Source organism: Halorubrum sp., assembly GCF_046498025.1.
Taxonomy (GTDB): Archaea; Halobacteriota; Halobacteria; order Halobacteriales; family Haloferacaceae; genus Halorubrum.
This window is the reverse complement of sequence record NZ_JAWOBM010000022.1, coordinates 1-19,127: the sequence shown is the minus strand read 5'-3', so window position 1 is coordinate 19,127 and position 19,127 is coordinate 1. Positions and strand designations below refer to the sequence as shown.

Annotated in this window: 14 protein-coding genes; 9 read left to right on the top strand and 5 right to left on the bottom strand. The window is 69.2% G+C overall.

The window, feature by feature from the left end:
• Nucleotides 1-14: 14 nt before the first annotated feature.
• Entirely contained in the window at nucleotides 15-1,976 is a 1,962-nt protein-coding gene (locus tag R6U01_RS05790; protein ID WP_410285513.1) for a type II secretion system F family protein, read from the bottom strand.
• The gene (locus tag R6U01_RS05785) at nucleotides 1,973-4,339 is read right to left on the bottom strand and encodes a type II/IV secretion system ATPase subunit (protein WP_410285512.1); all 2,367 of its coding nucleotides are present in this window, start codon (nucleotides 4,337-4,339) and stop codon (nucleotides 1,973-1,975) included. The genes R6U01_RS05790 and R6U01_RS05785 overlap by 4 nt, the downstream gene beginning before the upstream one ends.
• A 258-nt stretch (nucleotides 4,340-4,597) precedes the next feature.
• Between R6U01_RS05785 and R6U01_RS05780 the strand changes: the two genes are divergently transcribed.
• Complete coding sequence (locus R6U01_RS05780) at nucleotides 4,598-5,584, top strand: bile acid:sodium symporter family protein (protein WP_410285511.1); 987 nt, start codon at nucleotides 4,598-4,600, stop codon at nucleotides 5,582-5,584.
• A 99-nt stretch (nucleotides 5,585-5,683) separates the two neighbouring features.
• Here R6U01_RS05780 and R6U01_RS05775 read toward each other — a convergent pair whose 3' ends face one another.
• Complete coding sequence (locus R6U01_RS05775) at nucleotides 5,684-6,550, bottom strand: glycerophosphodiester phosphodiesterase (RefSeq protein ID WP_410285510.1); 867 nt, start codon at nucleotides 6,548-6,550, stop codon at nucleotides 5,684-5,686.
• 287 nt (nucleotides 6,551-6,837) lie between these two features.
• Here R6U01_RS05775 and R6U01_RS05770 point away from each other — a divergent pair, with 287 nt between their 5' ends.
• The 7 genes from R6U01_RS05770 to R6U01_RS05740 all read left to right on the top strand — a co-directional run bounded on the left by R6U01_RS05770 (nucleotide 6,838) and on the right by R6U01_RS05740 (nucleotide 12,984).
• Nucleotides 6,838-7,206 (top strand): hypothetical protein, encoded by a 369-nt coding sequence (locus tag R6U01_RS05770; RefSeq protein ID WP_410285509.1) that lies wholly within the window; start codon nucleotides 6,838-6,840, stop codon nucleotides 7,204-7,206.
• 40 nt (nucleotides 7,207-7,246) lie between these two features.
• On the top strand, nucleotides 7,247-7,513 hold the full coding sequence (locus tag R6U01_RS05765) for a hypothetical protein (RefSeq protein ID WP_410285508.1): 267 nt from the start codon (nucleotides 7,247-7,249) through the stop codon (nucleotides 7,511-7,513).
• Nucleotides 7,514-7,691: 178 nt separating this feature from the next.
• A complete protein-coding gene (locus R6U01_RS05760; protein ID WP_410285507.1) occupies nucleotides 7,692-10,142 on the top strand; it encodes an efflux RND transporter permease subunit in 2,451 nt (816 codons plus the stop codon).
• 54 nt (nucleotides 10,143-10,196) lie between these two features.
• The gene (locus R6U01_RS05755; protein WP_410285506.1) at nucleotides 10,197-11,237 is read left to right on the top strand and encodes a zinc-dependent alcohol dehydrogenase family protein; all 1,041 of its coding nucleotides are present in this window, start codon (nucleotides 10,197-10,199) and stop codon (nucleotides 11,235-11,237) included.
• A 75-nt stretch (nucleotides 11,238-11,312) separates the two neighbouring features.
• Complete coding sequence (locus R6U01_RS05750) at nucleotides 11,313-11,480, top strand: hypothetical protein (protein ID WP_410285505.1); 168 nt, start codon at nucleotides 11,313-11,315, stop codon at nucleotides 11,478-11,480.
• A 269-nt stretch (nucleotides 11,481-11,749) separates the two neighbouring features.
• Nucleotides 11,750-11,932 carry a hypothetical protein gene (locus tag R6U01_RS05745; protein ID WP_410285504.1) on the top strand — a complete coding sequence of 61 codons (183 nt, stop codon included), beginning with the start codon at nucleotides 11,750-11,752 and terminating at the stop codon, nucleotides 11,930-11,932.
• A gap of 140 nt (nucleotides 11,933-12,072) precedes the next feature.
• Nucleotides 12,073-12,984, top strand: a complete 912-nt coding sequence (locus tag R6U01_RS05740; RefSeq protein WP_410285503.1) for an HpcH/HpaI aldolase/citrate lyase family protein — start codon at nucleotides 12,073-12,075, stop codon at nucleotides 12,982-12,984.
• 423 nt (nucleotides 12,985-13,407) lie between these two features.
• On the opposite strand, the gene R6U01_RS05735 is transcribed toward R6U01_RS05740, so the two are convergent.
• Nucleotides 13,408-13,776 (bottom strand): VOC family protein, encoded by a 369-nt coding sequence (locus R6U01_RS05735; protein WP_410285502.1) that lies wholly within the window; start codon nucleotides 13,774-13,776, stop codon nucleotides 13,408-13,410.
• A 101-nt stretch (nucleotides 13,777-13,877) separates the two neighbouring features.
• Here R6U01_RS05735 and R6U01_RS05730 point away from each other — a divergent pair, with 101 nt between their 5' ends.
• Complete coding sequence (locus R6U01_RS05730) at nucleotides 13,878-16,979, top strand: FAD-binding and (Fe-S)-binding domain-containing protein (RefSeq protein WP_410285501.1); 3,102 nt, start codon at nucleotides 13,878-13,880, stop codon at nucleotides 16,977-16,979.
• A 111-nt stretch (nucleotides 16,980-17,090) separates the two neighbouring features.
• On the opposite strand, the gene R6U01_RS05725 is transcribed toward R6U01_RS05730, so the two are convergent.
• A complete protein-coding gene (locus R6U01_RS05725; RefSeq protein WP_410285500.1) occupies nucleotides 17,091-18,854 on the bottom strand; it encodes an L-lactate permease in 1,764 nt (587 codons plus the stop codon).
• Between the last annotated feature and the right edge of the window lie 273 nt (nucleotides 18,855-19,127).

Here is a 19,127-nt window from a genome sequence, read left to right as displayed (position 1 = left end):
GGCGCCTCCTCCGCCTACAACAGCCCGCCGACCGTGAAGACGACGTAGCAGAGTCCCACGAGCAGCCCGGAGTGGAGCAGGGCCTCGTAGCGCCCGCGGGAGGCGGTGCCGGCGAACCACCCCGACGCGAGCATCGTCGCCTGCGTGACCACGTACAGGCGGAAGCGCTCGAGCTCCGGGTGGACCGTCTCCGGCTCCGTCACGAGGTCCGTGGCGCCGGCGAGCGCGGCGAGCCGCGCGGCGTCGATCACCTGCGTGTTGACGACGGCGACGACGCCGGCGACCAGCGCGGCCGCCGCCCAGCCGACCGCGACGTACGGGTGCATCGACGAGCGGAGCGCGCGCTGCTCGCTGTACAGCTGTCCCACCTCGATCCGGAGCGTCTCGAAGACGGCGTCGGCGTCGCTGCCGGCGTTCAGCGCGCCGGTGACGAGCCCGAGCGTCCCCTCGGCCAGCGGCGTTCCCACGCGCTCGACGAACCGGTCGATGGCGGCCGCGCGGACGTCGACGGCGCTGTCGCCGTCCGCCGGCGTCCCTCCCGTCGCCGTCGTCGACCGGAGCGCGAACGCCAGGTCGGCCACGTCGTCGTCGAGCACGCCGAGGTCGACGTCGCGCGCCACGGTCGCGACCGCGTCCGAGAGCGGGCGGCCGTGGGCGACGTGACCGGAGACGGCGTGGACGAAGTCGGCCAGCTCGCGGTCCTTCGCGTCGTCGATCCGGGTGCGCCTGACCGCGACGCTCCCCACGGGAATCGCGAACGCCGCGTACGAGAGCAGCGCGACGTTGACGAGCGTGTACTCCGCGAGCGCGAGGCCGATCGCGAGCAGGGCGGTCGGCGGCGCGCAGGCGACCGCGGCGCTCGCCGGATTGCACCCCGCGGAGGCGAGAACCCCGCGAGGCGACCCCGGCAGGTCGTAGCTCGCGCGCTGGTTCGGCGGGCGGAGCGTCCCGACGGCGACGGCGCCCGCGAGCCCGATGGCGACGAGGAAGCAGACGGCTCCGTAGAGCACGACCGCCCGCGTCGGCACCACTCCGACCGGCGTGTCCACCGGCGGGAGCAGCTCGGGGACGACGACGATCAGCGCGGTCGCCGCGATGACGAGCAGCGCCGGCAACACCAGCACGACGACGAACAGCTCCGTGAGCAGCTCCAGGAACCGTCGGGCGCGCTTGCGGGCCCGGTCCTGTCGGTGCGCGAGCATCCGGCTCTCCGTCCGGAGGTACTCGGCGAGCGCCGCGTCCCCGGTCGCCGCGTGCTTGCGGAACTTCAGCAGGAACGGCGCGAGCAGCTCCCGCGAGGGCGTGTCGCGGGCGACCCGCCGCAGCCCCTCGTCGAGGCTCCCGGCGAGCCGCGCCGCGTTGAGCGCCTTCCGAAGCGAGGTCGCCGTCCCCCCGTACGCGTCGCTGGCGGCGGTCTTCTCGACCATCTCGCGCGGTCCGTCGCTTCCGGAGGCGAGCAGTTCGAGGTACCGGACGGCCGCCGGGAGGGTCCGCTCGATGTCGGTCCGGCGCGTCGCCGTGAGCCACCGCAGGTGGAGCCCGCCGAGCCGCACCGTCGCCCGCTTCGCGAGGAGTCCGGCGAGCGCGGCGAGCGCGACGGCGGCCGCCCCGGACGAGGGCGCCGAGACCGGCGCGGCGTCCCCGACTCGCCCCTCGACGGTCGCGAGTAGGTCGGGCATCGCACCGGTCGCGACGAGGAGGGTCGGCCCGGCGACCGCGAGCGCGACGAGCCACGAGAGCCCGTACACCCGCGACAGGTACGTCTCGAACCCCGAGTCCAGCGCCGTCCCGCGGTAGCGCTTCCGGTCGGCGTCGTGCCGTCGGTCGCTCGCGTGCCGCGCGAACAGCGCGTACAGGGCCCGGTCGACCACCGCCGTTCGGCCGCCCCGGAGGAACCCGTCGGCCTCGGCGGCGCCGACGGCGCGCCCCGACCCGCCGCCCCCGCCCTCGTGGTCGGTCGTCGGCTCCTCCCTCACGGCCGCCCCCGCCCGTCAGCCGCGTCGCTCTCGGCGGTTCGGTCGCGTCTGCCGTCCTCGTCCCGCTCGTCGTCCCGATCACGCCCGCCGCCCGCCCGGTCCATGGTCCGCGCCGCGCGCTCGACGGTCGCGGCCTCGTCGGTCCGGAGGTCTGCGAGGAACTCGAACAGCGCGTCGACGTCGTCGATCCCCTCCCGAACGAGGTACTCGACGTATCGACGCTTGGCGACGAACTCCGACCGCACGGCGTCGACCTCGCGGTCGGTGGCGTCGGCGATCCGGGCGAAGGCGTGGAGACGCGGCCCCTCGCACGGGACGGTCGCCGCGTCGGCCTCGGGAGCGCCCGGGAACCGGAACTCGCCGTCGGCGTCGCGCCACGCGACCGTGTTGTAGTACACCGTCTCCCCGCCCTTGTCGACGACGCCGGCCCCGCCGCGCTCGGGGCTCCCCGCCGGACTCCGCTTCGACTCCGGGTCGAGCGCCTCGTACTCCTCGGCGGAGAGCAGCTCGACCGCCCGCGAGACGTACCGCTCGCCGCCGACCTGTCGCGGGAAGACGACGAGGTCGATCTCGCGGAGGAGATACGGGGCCAACCCCCGCTCGACCACGCGGTTCACGAGCGCCTCGACGTCCTCGGCGTGCGTGGAGCCGATCACCCCGTGGCCCGTGTTGAGGGTCTCCGCGAACGTCTCGAAGCTGGCGGGCGTGTTGATCTCGGCGATCACCTCCACGTCGGGATTGAGGTAGTTCGCCTCGGTCATCAGCTCCGACATGCTCACCGTCTTGTACGACTCCTCGTGCTCGCGGGTCGTGAGCGACACCCCGGTCTCGTGCGGGAGCCGGACCTCGCGGGACCCCTCGTCGATCGACACCGGGCGGTCGTCGAAGGGGATGAACGGGGTGTGGGCGTTCAGAAGCGTGGTCTTCCCGACGCCGGTCGGGCCCGCGAAGAGGACGACGCCGCGGTGCTCGTAGCACAGCCACAGCAGCGTGACGAGTTCGGTCGAGAGCGTCCCGCGGTCGACCAGGTCCACCGGCGTCATCGCGTCCGCGCTCTGCTTCCGGATCGAGACGTGGGGGCCGTCGGCGGAGATGACGGGCAGCGCCACCGCACAGCGGATCGTCTCGTCGACGCCGTCGATGTCGAGGTTCACCTTCGCCGACGGCGTGGAGGCGTTGAGCTCGGTGCCGTCCCGGGCCGCCAGCGCCGTGACGACGTTGACGAACGTCGTCTCGTCCTCGAACGCGAGGTTGGTCGGGACGCGGGCGCCGGTGTCTTCCGTCCCTCGCAGCACGGACGCGCGCGGGACGACCTTCACGCGCTCGCCCACCCGGTTGGCCTCCACGTCCTCCAGGTTCGGGTCCCGGATCGGCACCGTCAAGATTCCCTCGCCGACGAAGTCGCGGAGGACGTAGTACGCCAGGTCGTCGAGGCGGTCGTGGGCGTATCGGGAGTCGACCGGCGGGACGGCGAGCCCCCGGTCGGCCAGCCCGGACCGGACCCGGTGGACGGCCGCGTCGAGCCACGCCCGGGTGTTGCGGGCGGTGAGCCGCCGGGAGAGGAACCGCCGGGCGTGGGCGGCGACGAACGCCTCGCGGTCGTCGACGGCGCCGTTCACCGTCGTCTCCCAGATCCGCTCTTTGCACTCCTCGATCAGCGCCTCGTCGCCCGGGAGGAGGTCGGGCTCGAGGACGGCGTACTTGGTCTCGAACGCGTCCGAGCCCAGCAGCCGCTCGCGGTAGACGACCACGTCGACGGAGAGCCCCGCGAAGCCGACCGCGTACTGCGCGAGCCGCTCGGCGGCGACCCGCTCGACGTAGTCGGCGTCGGCGTCGATCCCGGTTTCCAGCGGCGCGAACGTCTCGGTGTGGACGACCAATTCGCGCTCGTCGCCCACGTCGGCCACCTCGATCCGGTCGTCCAAGGCGAGCGGCGTCACGTCGCCGAGCAGTCGGAGGTCCCGCAGCGCGTGGTAGTCGATCCGGCGGCGCGCGGCGGCGCTCGCGTCCAGCAGCCGGTCGAGCGCGCGGTCGTACTTCGGCTCGAACCCCCGCTCGGCCCGCTCGACGACCCCGACGCGCGTGAGCGGCCGGCGGTGTCGGACCGCGGAGAAGTGGTCGCGGACGCGCTCTAAGGCCTCCTCGTCGGCGGGCGACAGCGGCGGCTCGCGGACGTCGTAGCCGAACCGGCCGCCGTCGCGCTCGCGGACCGTGGCGACGACGCCCGGCGCGGCCTCGTACTGCGCCCGCACGTCGGGGGCGTACCACGCCTCCGGATCGTCGGGCGGGACCGGAGCGGGCACCGCGCCGCCGGGGTCGTCGTCCGCTTCGTCGACGATGCGGAGCGTCGGGCCGTCGCTCACGGCTCGCCTCGCGGTGTCTTCGGTCGGTGCTGCGCTGCGTCTGCGTCGCTGCGGAGCGTCATCGGTCGGCTCGTTCGCGGGTGATCGTCGGCCCGATTTAAAGTTTCATATCCGTTCTGACATGTAGTTTCAGCGCCGAGAAACGTTCACACCGTCGCGGATGTCCGCCCCCTCGATTCGCGACCGGATCGCCGAAATATCCAGAAAAGATTGCTTGAACTGATGATGTTTTGACGCGATAGAGAAGACATCGACGGGATGACCGCGATCGATCAGATCGAACGAGTGGGAGAGCTCACGAGCAAGTACTTCGTCGTCTGGGTCCTCGTCGCCTCCGCGGCGGCGCTGTACGCGCCGTCGGCGTTCACCCCCATCGCCGAGTACATCACGCCGCTGCTCGGGATCATCATGCTCGGCATGGGGCTGACGCTCACCCCGGACGACTTCAAGCGCATCGTCGAGCGCCCGCGGGACGTGGCGATCGGCGCGGCGGCGCAGTGGCTCGTGATGCCGACGCTCGCGTACGCGCTCGTCGTCGTCCTCGGGCTCCCGTGGGAGGTCGGCATCGGGCTGATCCTCGTCGGCGCGGCGCCGGGCGGGACCGCCTCGAACGTGATGACGTACCTCGGTCGGGGCGACGTCGCGCTGTCGGTGACGATCACGACCGTGACAACGATCGCCGCCCCGCTCGTGATGCCGGCGTGGATCGTCGCGCTCGCGGGCGAGCAGATCTCGGTCACCTTCGCGCAGCTGTCGGAGACCATCATCTGGGTCGTCCTCGTGCCCGTCGTCGCGGGGCTCGCGCTCCGGCTCCTGCTCGACCGGTACGCGCCGACCGCGGCGAAGGTCGGGCTCTCGGTGTTCCCCGCGGTCAGCGTCGTCGCCATCGTCGCCATCGTGGCCGCCGTCGTCGGTCTCAACGTCGAGAACATCCTCACCGCGGGCGCGCTGGTCATCGTCGCCGTCGTCCTGCACAACGGACTCGGCCTCGGCGCCGGCTACGGGATCGGGAAGCTGACCGGGATGGCGGAGGACCGGGCCCGAGCGTGCGCGTTCGAGGTCGGCCTCCAGAACAGCGGGCTCGCGGTCGCGCTCGCCGCCGCCTTCTTCGACCCCATCGCGGCGCTGATTCCCGCCCTGTTCAGCGTCTGGCACAACGTCTCGGGGCCGGCGCTGGCGACGTTCTTCACCCGGAGCGACGGCGAACCGATCGCCGAGTACGAGCCGGCGGTCGGCGCAGACTGACGCCGGTCGCTTCACGGCGTTCGTCGCGGTCGCGGACGGTCGCCGCCACCCCGAACGATGGCGTTTCCCTCTCTCCGCACGGTGCGCGTTCGATCGGCGTTATCGGCCGCGGTGCTCTCGGAAATCGTCGTCGGTCCCGAAGGCGGCCATGTGCGGGTAGTCCGCGATCAGCCCGTCCACGCCAAGTTCGATCGGCGTCTTCGCCTCCCGCCAGCTGTCGACCGTCCAGACGTTGACCGCTCGCCCCTCCTCGCGAGCGATTTCGACCAGCTCCCGGTCGAGCACGCCGGTCGAGCAGTTTAGCGCTTCCGCGTCCAGTTCGCGAGCCACGTCCAAGCTCTCCTCCGTGTTCCCGCCGAATATCGGTGCGACGTCGACGCTCGGATCGATCTCCCGAACGGCGCGGATGGCGTCGTGGTCGAACGAGGACACGTAGAACGAACCGGGGTACCGATACGCGACGTCCAGCGCTCGCTTCGCGAACTCCTCCCACGAGAGCGGTCCGCGGTCTTTGAACTCGAGGTTCATCGTGACCGGCGGCCTGGTCGCCGAGAGCGTCTCGGCGAGCGTGGGGATCGTCTGTCCGGAGTCGAGGATCTCCGCCCCTAGCACCTCCTCCGACGGCGTCTCGGCGACGAGTCCGGACTTGTCCGTGAGGTCGTCGAGCCGGGCGTCGTGGAAGACGACGATCTCCTCGTCGCTCGTCGCTTCGAGATCGATCTCGATCCGGTCGGCGCCCAGCCGGGCCGACCCGGAGACGGCGGTGACCGTGTTCTGCGGGAACACGTCTCGATACCCCCGGTGAGCGGTGATGTACGGCCCCTCCGGAGCCCTGTCGTTCCGCCCCTGCAATCTGTTGGCAGTCGCCACTCCGGAGAGCGCTGTGACACCCAGTGCGGCACCGGTCATTTTGATTGCGCTTCGACGCGAGACGACGTCCGTGATGGCGGTGTAGTCGTGTTCCATCGAGTGGGTACTGGTCGGGTGATCTCATACTCTTTTATATGATGTGAATATATAAATCAAAAATAATATGGGTAAAAAATGTCTCTCTATGGTGGTATCGAGACGTCCCCTCACGCCACACAGAAATCGGGGCGGCCGGCCATCTGACCGTTCACCTGACCGTTCCGAGACCGAAGGTTCCGTTCGCGGATCAAGGGGCTCCGGACGGCGAGCTGCGGTTCCGGACGACGGGCCCGTAGTGGCGGTGCGCCAACACATATATGACGGTTCCGTCGCTGCGATCGACCGTGCCAGGCGACCCGACCACACCGGTGAGCATCGTGTTGCCGACCCGCGAGTGGACGCCCGCCTGCGCGGAGCTTGCGGCACAGGCGGCGCCGTCGGACGAGCTCTTTTTCGTCTGTGACCGACCGAGCGATCCGGTCGTCGACGCCGCGGCGGGGACGGCGGCGACGGTCGTCGTCGCCGGGGAGCCGGAGACGTGTTCGGGGAAGTGTAACGCGCTGGCGGCGGGGTTAGCGCGCGCGCGAGCCACGACCGGCTGGTGTGTACGGACGCCGGCTTCGAGCACGGCGACGAGTGGTTGGACGCGGTCCGGCGGCGCCTCGCGTCGACCCCGGACGGCCACGTGCTCTCGACGGCGCCGGTGCTGGTGAGCGAGGGGCCCTCGGGAAGCTGTTGGAGCCGTCGAGCGTCGTGGGCGTCGCGAAGCCAGTCCGCTTCGACACGGGCGTCTGGGGCGGGACGAGGGCGTTCCGGCGCGACGCGACCGACCTCGACGCGTTCGTCGCGGACCTCCGGCGGACGGTGGGCGACGACGCGCTGTTGGCGGCGCGGGCCGACGGGATCGAGCCACCGCGCTCGCTCGCTCCGACGGGTGTGTTGATCGTTATTATTGAACAAAACACACACTACTACTGGATTCGTATTCTCCGGGGCAGATCGCACACGACGGTGAAATAACGCTGAGTAGTACGTTTAGGAGAATATACTGAGCCCTTTCGGACGACCAATGACTGGAGATGGCGGTGTTTGTTCGTATTATATTGGGAATATTACGCAAAGTTATAAGTATCAACAGCCGGTATAGGAGAACCAGACGCGGCGTCACGCTTTATCCGACGTGGCGTCGCGGCAAACGATGACCGACGAGCAGAAGACGAAAACCATACTTGGTCGTATCGGACGCGAAGCAGCGACGAACCGGAAGGCGGTGTTCGCCGCCGTCGTCCTCCTGATCGGCGTGTCGGTCGCCGGCGCCGCGGGCGTACAGATGAGCCTGGGGATGGAGCTGTACCTCGAGGACGACTCCGACACGATGCGCGACTGGAACGAGATCCAGTCCGACTTCGACAAGGGGAACGTGATGTTCGTCGTCGTCGAGACCGACGACGAGACCGACCTGCACGACCCCGAGACGATGCGCGCGTTCTCGTCGCTTTACCAGTCGTATTACGACGAGGTCGACTCCGCGGCTCTCGTCACGAGTCCGGCGCACCCGGTCAAAGCCGGGCCGGGGGGCGGTGAGATCCCGGACACGAAAGAAGGGGTGCTCCACTCGCTGAACCACACCTTCGGCGACCACCGCTCCAACATGGCCGTGATCGCCAACCTCTATCCCGGCGTGCAAGACCACGCGGAGTACCGGCGGGTTCAGTCCGAACTCGAGTCGGAGTCGTACCCCGTGACCGTCGAGAACGGCGAGGAGATGTTCGACAGCGCCGATACCGGCGTCGTCATCATCCAATACGGCGACGTCGAGGTCCCCGACGACCGCGAGGGCGAGTTCTTCGGGTTCCTACCGCCGAGCGAGGACGAGATCGTCGAAGAGCGGGTCCGCGAGGTGACCGCCGAGTCGGACCTCCCGGAGGGCACCGACGTCACGGTCACCGGTTCGCCGGTGTTCGAAGAGGCGGCCTTCGGGCTGCTGCTCCCGGAGATGATCCAGCTGTTCTCGCTCGCGCTCCTCGTTATCGTCGCGCTGGTCACAGCGTTGATGCACGGTCGGCTGCGACGGACCCGTCGGGTCGCGTTACCCCTCGCGACGACGCTCGTGGCGCTCGTCGCGATGCTCGGGATGATGGGGTACGTCGGCTTTCGGTTCAACGCGATCATGCTCGGCGTTATGCCGGTCGCGCTCGGTCTCGGCATCGACTACGGACTGCAGGTTCAGACGCGCTACGTCGAAGAGCGCGAGGCCGGGCGACCGCCGGTCGACGCGGCCGAGACCGCCGCGAAGACGACCGGCCACGCCCTGGCAATCGCGCTCGGCACGACCGTCGTCGGGCTCGGCTCACTCCTCGCCGCCGAAGTCCCGCCGGTGCGGCAGTTCGGCATCACGACGGCGTTCAGCGTGGTCGTCTCGATGGCGCTATCGATGACGCTGTTGGTCGCGCTGCTCGTGACCTTCGACGACGGCGACGTGGCGCCGACGGCGTCCGACGGTGCGCTGGAGCGCGTCTTCGACCGCATGGCCGGTCTCCTCTCCGTCCGGACCGCGCTCGTCGTGTTGCTCGCCTCCGGACTCGTGCTCGGCGGCGCGTCGGCGTACCCGGCGGTCGACACGCGAGACGACATGCTGGACTACTGGCCCGACATCGAGGAGCGGCAGGACATCAGGGAGCTCGAATCGACGGTTCCGACGCCGAACGTGGTGTACGTGGTCGTCGAGGCCGACGGCGCGTACACGCGCGAGACGTTCACCGACGTCCAAGGATTCCAACACGAGCTCGAGCGGCACGACCAGATCGTGACGGTAATGAGCACTCCGCGAGCCATGGAGGTCGGCGAGTCGAGCCCGCCAGCCGTCGGGCCGTCGGGCGATCGGATCACCGAGGCGGGCGACCCGTTCCAGGAGCACCTCGAACTCCGCACGCGCGTGGACCGCCCGCCGCAACTCGGCTTGACTCCGGCCGACCACCCCGATCGACTCGTCGTTCAGGTGTTCGTCGAGGACATCGAGGGGCAGACGGAGCGCGAGGTGATAGATTACATCGACGACACGGCCGCCGAGGAGCTGCCGGCCGGCTACGAGTCGCGGGTCACCGGCGAGATGGTGATCAACCGCAACGTGATCGAGAACGTCACCTCCGGACTGACCCGCACGACGCTCGTGAGCTTCGCCCTCGGCGCCCTGTTCCTCGGCCTCGTGCTCCGGTCGCCGCGCGAGTCGCTGGTGCTCGTCGGGAGCGTCGCCGGGAGCGCGTTCGCGCTGACCGCGGGCGGGATGTACCTGCTCGGCGTGCCGTGGAACCCGCTCACCGTCACCACTGCGGCGATCGTCCTCGGCGTCGGTATCACGTACGGCATCCACGTCTACGAGCGCTTCCGGGAGGAGGTCGCCAACGGCCGGTCCGTCGAGGCGGCGATCCGGACCGCGATCGTGCGGAAGTCGCGCCCGGTGTTGGGATCCGGCGCCACGACGATGCTCGGGTTCGGCGTCCTGTCCGTCTCCGCGTTCCCGGTGTTATCGAACTTCGGGATCGCCGTCGCTCTCGCCATGGGAATGGCGCTGTTGACGTCGTTCGTGTTCATGCCGGCCGTCGTGCTGGCGCTCGCTCGTCGCGGACGGCTCCCCGCTCGCTCGAGCTGAGGCCACGCGGCGACCGACCCGGACGCTTTTGCTTCGTCCGCTAGATGCGTGCACATGCGCGTAGCCATTTTCAACGCCCCCGGCGACATCGGCGTCGAAGAGCGGCCCCGTCCCGAGATCGAGGCCCCGACGGACACGGTCGTCCGCGTGACCCACACCGCGGTCTGCGGCTCCGACCTCTGGTTCTACCGCGGCGACAGCGACCGCGAGGCGGGCTCGCCGGTCGGCCACGAGCCGATGGGGATCGTCGAGGAGACCGGCGAAGACGTCACCTCGGTCGCGCCGGGCGACCGCGTGCTCGCTCCCTTCGTTATCTCCTGCGGCGAGTGCGAGTTCTGCCGGAAGGGGCTCCACACCTCCTGTGCGAACGGCGACTCCTGGGGGGGCGACAACGGGGGCGGTCAGGGCGAGTACGTCCGGTCCACCCACGCCGACGGCACGCTGGTGCGCGTCCCGGACCGGTTCGCCGACGACGAGGAGACCCTCCGCTCGCTGCTCCCACTCACCGACGTGATGGGCACCGGCCACCACGCGGCCGTGAGCGCGGGCGTCGAGGCCGGCTCGACGGTAGCCGTGATCGGCGACGGCGCGGTCGGGCTCTGCGGCGTGCTCGCGGCCCGCCGGCTCGGCGCCGAGCGGATCGTCGCGGTCGGTCACCACGAGGACCGACTCGACCTCGCCGAGGAGTTCGGCGCCACGGAGACCGTTTCGGAGCGCGGCGAGGCCGCCGTCGAGCGGATCCGCGAGCTCACCCACGGCGGCCCGAACCACGTGATGGAGTGCGTCGGAGCCGCCAGCGCGATGAACACCGCCGTCGACGCGGTCCGTCCCGGCGGCACCGTCGGCTACGTCGGCGTCCCCCACGGCGTCGACGACGAGGGGCTCGACGTGTTCGGGCTGTTCGGCGACAACGTCACGCTCGCGGGCGGCGTCGCTCCCGTCCGCGCGTACGCCGGGGAGCTGATGGCCGACGTGCTCCAGGGCACCCTCGATCCGGCGCCGATCTTCACCGAGACGATCGGCCTCGACGAGGTCGCCGAGGGGTACCGGATGATGGACGAGCGCGAGGCAATCAAGGTGCTGGTTAAACCCTAAAACGCACGTTTCAGCCGTCTCCACCGCGCTATCGGCGTAATCCTTATGAGTGAACAGTCCGTGGTGACTGTTGTCATGTGTCATCACACTATCGAGGCGCGTTCGATCGAGGAGATCCGAGAGCGTCACCGGTCCGAGGAGGCGGACGAACGGCTCGACGAGGTCACCGACGTCGAGGCCGTGGACGATCCGGCGGACGAGAGGGAGCCGCCGGCCGAACCGCGCTCCCCAGCCGACGACTGACGCGGCCGGAGCCGACTCCGCTTCGAATCCCGACGATTTTTCGCGACCGACCGCGCGTTGAGCCCTGATTCCGTCTTCCGGCGTACAGCGTCTGAAACATCGGTTCCGGGTGAGCCTGAAGCTGTTCTGGAGACAGTAACGACGCTTCTGGCGGCGAAATACTACACCTCCTCGTGACGTTGTAGAGACATCACTGGACGGAGTACGGCGATTACGCCCACGCGGACGGACGCTTCACACGAGACGGCCCAACCGACGGGAGGCAACAGATGACAGGCACACGGTTCTCTGCCGCCACCGTGACGCTGCCCGCGGTAGCCTCAACGGGAGCAGCCGCGACCGCATCGGTCGACGAGCCCAGTCTTTCCGCGCCGACGACGCTCGGCGCGGTGGTCGGAGCGTTGGTACTCCCGCTGCTCATCGTTATCGCGGTCCGGCGCGCGGACCGCTGAAAGCGACGGGGCCCTGCGCCCGTCCGAACGGCTCCGTGTACGGCCGCTTTCGTCCTAATTCACTCGCTTTCGACTCAGAGAAAATACCCCCGCGTAAGGTACCTTTATTTCCATGGACGAGCGTGATAGACTCGCTATACATGACGGACGTTACCCTTCGCCGGACGCAACTTGCAACGCCTGCGAGCGACGAGAAAATGATGCACTCGGCGGCCGGAAGCGACGCCGACGAGGTGTTCCTCGATCTGGAAGACTCCGTGGCGCCGAACGCGAAGCCGGACGCGCGCGAGCCGCTCATCAAGGCCGCCCGCGAGGAGGACTGGAGCGGCAAGGTCCTCAGCTTCCGGATGAACGGCATCGACACGAAGTGGTGGTACGACGACCTGATCACCGTCGTCGGCGAGGCCGGCGAGCACATCGACGACATCATCATCCCGAAGGTGAAGTCCGCCAGCGACATCCACACCGTCGAGAATCTGCTTCACCAGGTCGAGGTGAACAACGACCTGGAGGTCGGCGCCATCGGGCTCGAACCCCAGATCGAGGACGGTGAGGGGATGCACAACGTCCACGAGATCGCTCACGCCTCCGACCGTCTCTCGTCGATCATCTTCGGCCCCGGCGACTACTCCGCGGCGATGGGGACGCCCGGACTCGACATCGGACAGTTCCCGGAATACCCGGGTCACTACTGGCACCACGCGCTCTCCGAGTGCAACGCCGCGGCGAAGTCGGCCGGCCTGCCGTGTCTCGACGGCCCGTACGCCGACATCGAGGACGCCGACGGCTTCCGCGAGTCCGCCGAGAACGCCAACATGATCGGCTGCGACGGCAAGTGGGCGATCCACCCCTCGCAGATCGAGATCGGCAACGAGGTGTTCGCGCCGGACCCGGAGACCGCCGAGCGCGCCAAGCGCATCGTCGACGCATACGCCGAGGCGATGGAGGAGGGCAAAGGCGCCGTGAGCGTCGACGGGCAGATGGTCGACGAGGCGACCAACAAGATGGCCCAGGACATCGTCGAGACGGCCGAGGCGGCCGGCATCCTGTAATCGCCGATCGCGCGCTCGACCGCGGACCGCCGACACACCGACTTTTTACCGTCGCTCGCGTCTCGGAGCGACAGCGGTCGATGACGGGTGTGAGTGTTGCAGGTCGCTGACGCCGATGCGATATTTAAATAGCGACGGCGACGGCGATGATCGTTAACATCTGCCGTGCGGTGGCGTCGCCGGCGGCTTCGCCGCCGGCTGCAAGCGAGAGCTTCGCTCTCGCCCCGCGAGGCGCACGCGCGAGGGAGTCGGACCGGCGCGGCCGCGCCGGTCCGACGAGGCTGGGGAGGTGTGAGGTGCGTGGCGGTGCCGTGCGGGGTGTGGGGCTTTGGAGGAGTTCACCGCGCCGTCGACGACGTGTGTACGGCCGCCTGCAACGCTCCGGAATCAGTGAGAAACTCACTCTCCGATCACCGACCCGAATTATAACGGCTCGATCAGCTCGACCGCGTGCCCGTCGGGGTCCTTCACGAACGCGGTCCGCGCGCCGGCCTCCGGCTGGTCGCCCGGCTCCTTCACCACGCCGTGGTGGTCGATCGCCTCGAACGTCGCGTCGACGTCGTCGACGCCGACGGCGACGTGGTCGTAGCGGTCGCCGTCCGTGCTCGGCTCCGCGCCGTCGGTGTCGGACAGCTGGAACTCGACGCCGTCGTCGTCGGCGACGTACACGTTGCGCGTGTCGCCGTCGGCGGTCGTGAACTCCCACGACCGCTCGAAGCCGAGCTGCTCGACGTACCAGTCGGCGGCGCGGTCGGCGTCGGCCACGTTGAGACAGGTGTGGAGTATCTCCATGTGCGGGGGGTGTCCCGGCGAGGTATTAAATCCCGGCGAGCGTCCGTCACCCAACATTCATGAACAAAGGTTTTATTCGCTTTTCCCTCTCGTCTACCAGTATGGCAAGCCAGCCCACGCGGGGAGGTAGCACGCCCGACCTGGACACGTCGGCGGCCGCGCTCGGTCACGACCACCCGGACGTGCCCGCCTACCGGGCGCTCGCGGAGGACCTCCGCGAGCGCGTCGACGGCGAAGTCAAGTTCGACGAGTACGCGCAGGTGCTGTACGCCACCGACGGGAGCATCTATCAGGCTCGGCCGGCGGGCGTCGTGACGCCGCGCTCGGTCGCGGACGTGCAGGCGACGATGCGCGTCGCGGCCGACCACGGGGTCCCGGTCATCCCCCGCGGCGCGGGGTCCTCGCTGGGCGGCCAGACCGTCGGTCCGGGCTGTGTCGTCCTCGACTTCTCGAAGTACATGGACGAGATCGTCGAGATCCGGCCCGACGACCGCCGGGCGGTGGTTCAGCCCGGGGTCGTCCAGGACCACCTCGACGCCCGGCTGGCCGAGGACGACCTGAAGTTCGCGCCCGACCCCGCCTCCTCGGCGCGCGCGACGGTCGTGGGCGGCATCGGCAACAACTCCACGGGCGCGCACTCGGTGCGGTACGGGATCACCGACGCGTACACGGAGGAGCTGACGGTCGTGCTCGCTGACGGCTCGCTGCTCCACACCCGCGAGGTCGTCCTCGACTCGCCCGAGTACGAGGAGATCGTCTCGGAGAACGATCGGGAGGCCGCGCTGTACGAGACCACCCGGGCGCTCGTCGCGGAGAACGAGGCCGAGATCGACGAGAAGTACCCGAGCCTCAAGCGCTCCGTCTCCGGCTACAACCTCCACAAGGTGATCTACGAGAACGACGACGGCGAGGAGGTGATCAACCTCTCGAAGCTGTTCGTCGGCTCGGAGGGGACGCTCGGCACGATCGTCGAGGCCGAGGTGTCCCTCGTCACACGTCCCGAGGAGACGGCGCTCGCGCTGTACACCTTCGACTCGCTGGTCGACGCGATGAAGGCGGTCCCCGAGGCGCTGGAGTTCCCGGTGAGCGCGGTCGAGCTGATGGACGACGAGGTGTTCTCGCTCGCCGCCGACTCACAGGAGTTCGCGCAGTACGCCGAGCCGATCCCGGACCGCGCGGCCGCGGCGCTCATGCTGGAATGGGACTCCGAGCTCGTCGACGACTTCGAGGACGCCATCGCCGACACGGACGCGTACTTCGTCGACGAGGGCGACGCCTTCGACGTGCTGGAGGCGTACACCGACGAGGACCAGGCCGACATCTGGAAGCTCCGGAAGGCGGCGATTCCCCTGTTAATGGGCATGCAGGGCGACCCGAAGCCGTACCCGTTCATCGAGGACGCGACGGTGCCGCCCGAGGAGCTCGCGGAGTACGTCGGGCAGTTCGAAGAGGTCCTCACCGACCACGGCACCTCGGCGGCGTACTTCGCGCACGCCGGGTCCGGCACCCTCCACATCCGGCCCATCCTCTCGCTGAAGGAGGAGGAGGGCGTCGAGAAGATGCACTCCATCTCCGAGGACGTCACCGACCTCGTGTTGGAGCACCACGGCGCCTTCTCGGGCGAGCACGGGGACGGCCTCGCGCGCACCGAGTTCAACCCGAAGATGTACGGCGAGGCGCTCTGGAGCGCCTTCCAGGAGCTCAAGTCGACGTTCGACCCCGAGTGGCGGATGAACCCCGGGAAAGTGGTGTACGTCGACGGCGAGACGGCCGCCGAGCGGGGCTACCCCGACACCGCCGCCGACACGGACATGCGGGAGAACCTCCGGTACGGCCCCACCTACCAGTCGATCGAGCCGCAGACGACGCTCGACTTCTCCGACGAGGGAGGGTTCTCGCACCTCGTCGAGCTGTGTAACGGCTGCGGCACCTGCCGGGAGACCGACTCCGGCGTGATGTGTCCGACCTACCGCGCCTCCGAGGAGGAGATCCAGACAACCCGCGGCCGGGCGAACATGCTCCGGGCCGCCATCAGCGGGGAGCTCGACGAGGACGAGATCCACTCCGACCGGTTCCAAGAGGAAGTGCTCGGACTCTGCGTCGGCTGTAAGGGCTGTAAGAGCGACTGCCCGACCGGCGTCGACCTCGCGAAGCTGAAAGCCGAGGTGAAACACGAGCACCACGAGAAGGAGGGGGCGGGGTTCCGCGAGCGGCTCTTCCGCGACATCGACCGCTTCTCGGCGATCGGGAGCACGCTCGCGCCCGTGTCGAACGCGGCGACGAAGATCCCCGGCGCTCGCGCGGTGATGGACGCGGTCGCGGGCATCGCGCCCGACCGCGAGCTGCCGACGTTCCGCTCCGAGAGCTTCGAGGAGTGGTTCGCGTCCCGCGGCGGATCGACGGTCGACCCCGAGGAGGCGGTCGACACGGTCGCGCTGTTCCCCGACACGTACACCAACTACAGCTACCCGGCCGCCGGCAAGGCCGCCGTCGCGGTGCTGGAGGCGGCCGGCGTCCGCGTGGAGGTGCCGGACGACCTCGCGCCGTCGGGCCGAGCGGCGTTCTCGACCGGCTTCCTCGACGAGGCCCGCGAGCGCGCCGACGCCAACGTCGCGGCGCTCGCGCCCCGCGTCCGCGATGGGCAGTCGGTCGTCTTCGTCGAGCCCTCGGACGCCGTGATGTTCCAGGACGAGTACCTCGACCTCCTCGACGGCGACGACGTCGAGGCGGTGTCGGCCGCCGCGTACGGCGTCCTGGAGTACCTCGACGCGGGCCGCGTCGACGAGCGGCTGGCGTTCGACGCGCCGTCGGAGTCGCTCACGTACCACGGCCACTGCAACCAGAAGGCGACGAACAAGGACCACCACGCGGTCGGCGTGCTCCGTCGCGCCGGCTACGACGTGGACCCGCTCGACTCCTCCTGCTGCGGGATGGCGGGCTCGTTCGGCTACGAGTCGGAGCACTACGACCTCTCGAAGGCGATCGGGCGGATCCTCTTCGACCAGGTGGACGAGAGTCACGGCGAGACGGTGACCGCGCCGGGCGCCTCCTGTCGGTCCCAGCTCGGTGACCGCGACGGGGCGAGGGAGAACCCGCCGCACCCGATCGAGAAGGTCGCCGAGGCGGTGACCGGCCCCGCGCCCGACGCCGTCGCCGAGGCGGACGCGACCGGGGCGACGAGCCCGTCGCCGGCCGACGACTGAGCCGGCGTCACTGCTCGCGCCGCTTTTTTTAATCTCGTCCGCTCGACGGCCTCGTCGCTCCGGAGTCGCCGTCGCAAATAGAAGAGCCGCACCGCGGTGCCGTTCCCGCGTTCAGAACACGCCGGTGAACAGCACGTAGCTGAAGAGCAGACACAGCAGGCCGACGCCCGTCGCGTAGTACAGCAGCGGGATCATGTTCAGCCGCATCACCCGCCCCTCCTGTCCGAGGAGGCCGACCGTCGCCAGCGCGGCGACGAGGTTGTGGATCGCGACGAGGTTCCCGATGGCGCCGCCGACGGCCTGCGCGCCGACGATGATCGTGCGCGGGAGCCCGAGCTGCGTCGCCGCCTCGAACTGGAACGCGCCGAACGTGATGTTCGAGACGGTGTTCGATCCGGCCATCGCCGCGCCCAGCGCCCCGATGAGCGACGCGAAGGCGGGATAGGCGGGACCGAGGATATCCGCGGTGGTCTGTGCGAGCAAGACGATCATGCTGACGCCACCCGGTGTGTTCCCGGGATGCGCGCCGGACTGGAGCATGACCTGCACCATCGCGATGACGAACACGAGCGCGATGAACGGCGAGACGATCTTCCGGGCGGCCTCCTTCCACGCGTCACCGACTTCCTCGCCCGACATGCCGAAGATCGGGATCGCGAGCGCGGCGCTCACGAGGAGCCAGAAGCCCGGCACGTTCATCCACGCGACGGCTCCGGTGAGGTCGGTGCCGAGAATACCCTCCCAGCTGAGAACGAAGATATCCTGGTTGATGAAGTTCGAGATCGGGTCGACCGCGCGGGTGATGACCAACAGGATCACGAGCAGGATGTACGGCGACCACGCCTTCAGCAGCGACATGTCCCTGCCGCCGCTGAGGTCGGCCGCCTCGGCCTCGGGCGAGACGCCTCCGCGGCTCTCGACGTCGCCGCCCCCGTTGGACTGACCCGGTTCGATCGTTCCGACCCAGTGGTCTTTCCACCGGTTGCGCTCCGGGAAATCCCAGTCTTCGTCGGGCAGGAGGTACCCCGCACGCAGGATGCTCAGGATGATCGCGCCGCCGACCATCGACCCGATGAGCGACGGGAACTCGGCCGTGAGGAACCACGCCGAGAGCCAGTACGGCACGGCGAAGGCGATCCCCGACGCGATACAGAGCGGCGCGACCTCCCAGGCCGGCGCCAGCGAGCGGTCCTCGGGGTCGCCGAAGAAGTAGACGACCATCCCGACCGCGAACAGCGGCATCACGAATCCGACCAAGGCGTGATACGTCGCCGCCCAGGCCGCCACGTTGACGGAGAACTCCTGGACGGTCATCCCGCCGTCCTGGATCGCGGTGCGGGTGAACTCGACGCTCTCCATCGGACTCTGGATACCGACCACGATCGGCGTCCCCACCGCGCCGTACGTGACGGCGATGATGTGTCCGATGATCCCGGCGATGACCGCCGCGAGCGCCGGGAAGCCGAGTCCGAGGAGCAGCGGCGCGACGACCGCGGCCGGCGTCCCGAAGCCGGCGGCGCCCTCGATGAACGTCGCCATGAAGAAGGCGATCAGGACGATCTGCACGCGCCGGTCGTCGCTGACCGTCGCGAATCCCCGGTTGATCCGGTCGAACGCGCCCGCCTCCATCAGCGTATACAGGAGGACGAGCGCGCCGAAGACGATCCAGAGAATCTCGAAGGCGGTCATGAAGCCCGCCGCCGACGCCGCCGCCAACCAGTCCACTGGCATGTTCCACACGAAGTACCCGACTGCGAGCGCAGTGACCCACGCCAGCGGCATCGCGCGCGTCGCCGGCCACAGGAATCCCACCAACAGTACCCCGGCGAGAAGCAGCGGAACCGCGGCGATCGCGACGTCGACCGCGGTCGTCATGGCGCCCCCTCCCGACTACTCTCGTTCACTCGATTTCGACACCAACTCATGTGACGGGTTGTCATCCTCATACGACGCGAGGGACATCACAGTCATTCATGATAAAAGCTAACCTTCGAGCAACAGACATCTCACGTCGAGGCGAGCCCTCGTCGCGGCGGTCGGAGCGACGCGGCTGCCGTCGCCGTCGCGACCGTTCCCTTCGGTCGTCACGCCGCGAACGGCAGCCGTACGAGTGTCAGAACAGCGATACACCTGCCCGAGAAGTCATGT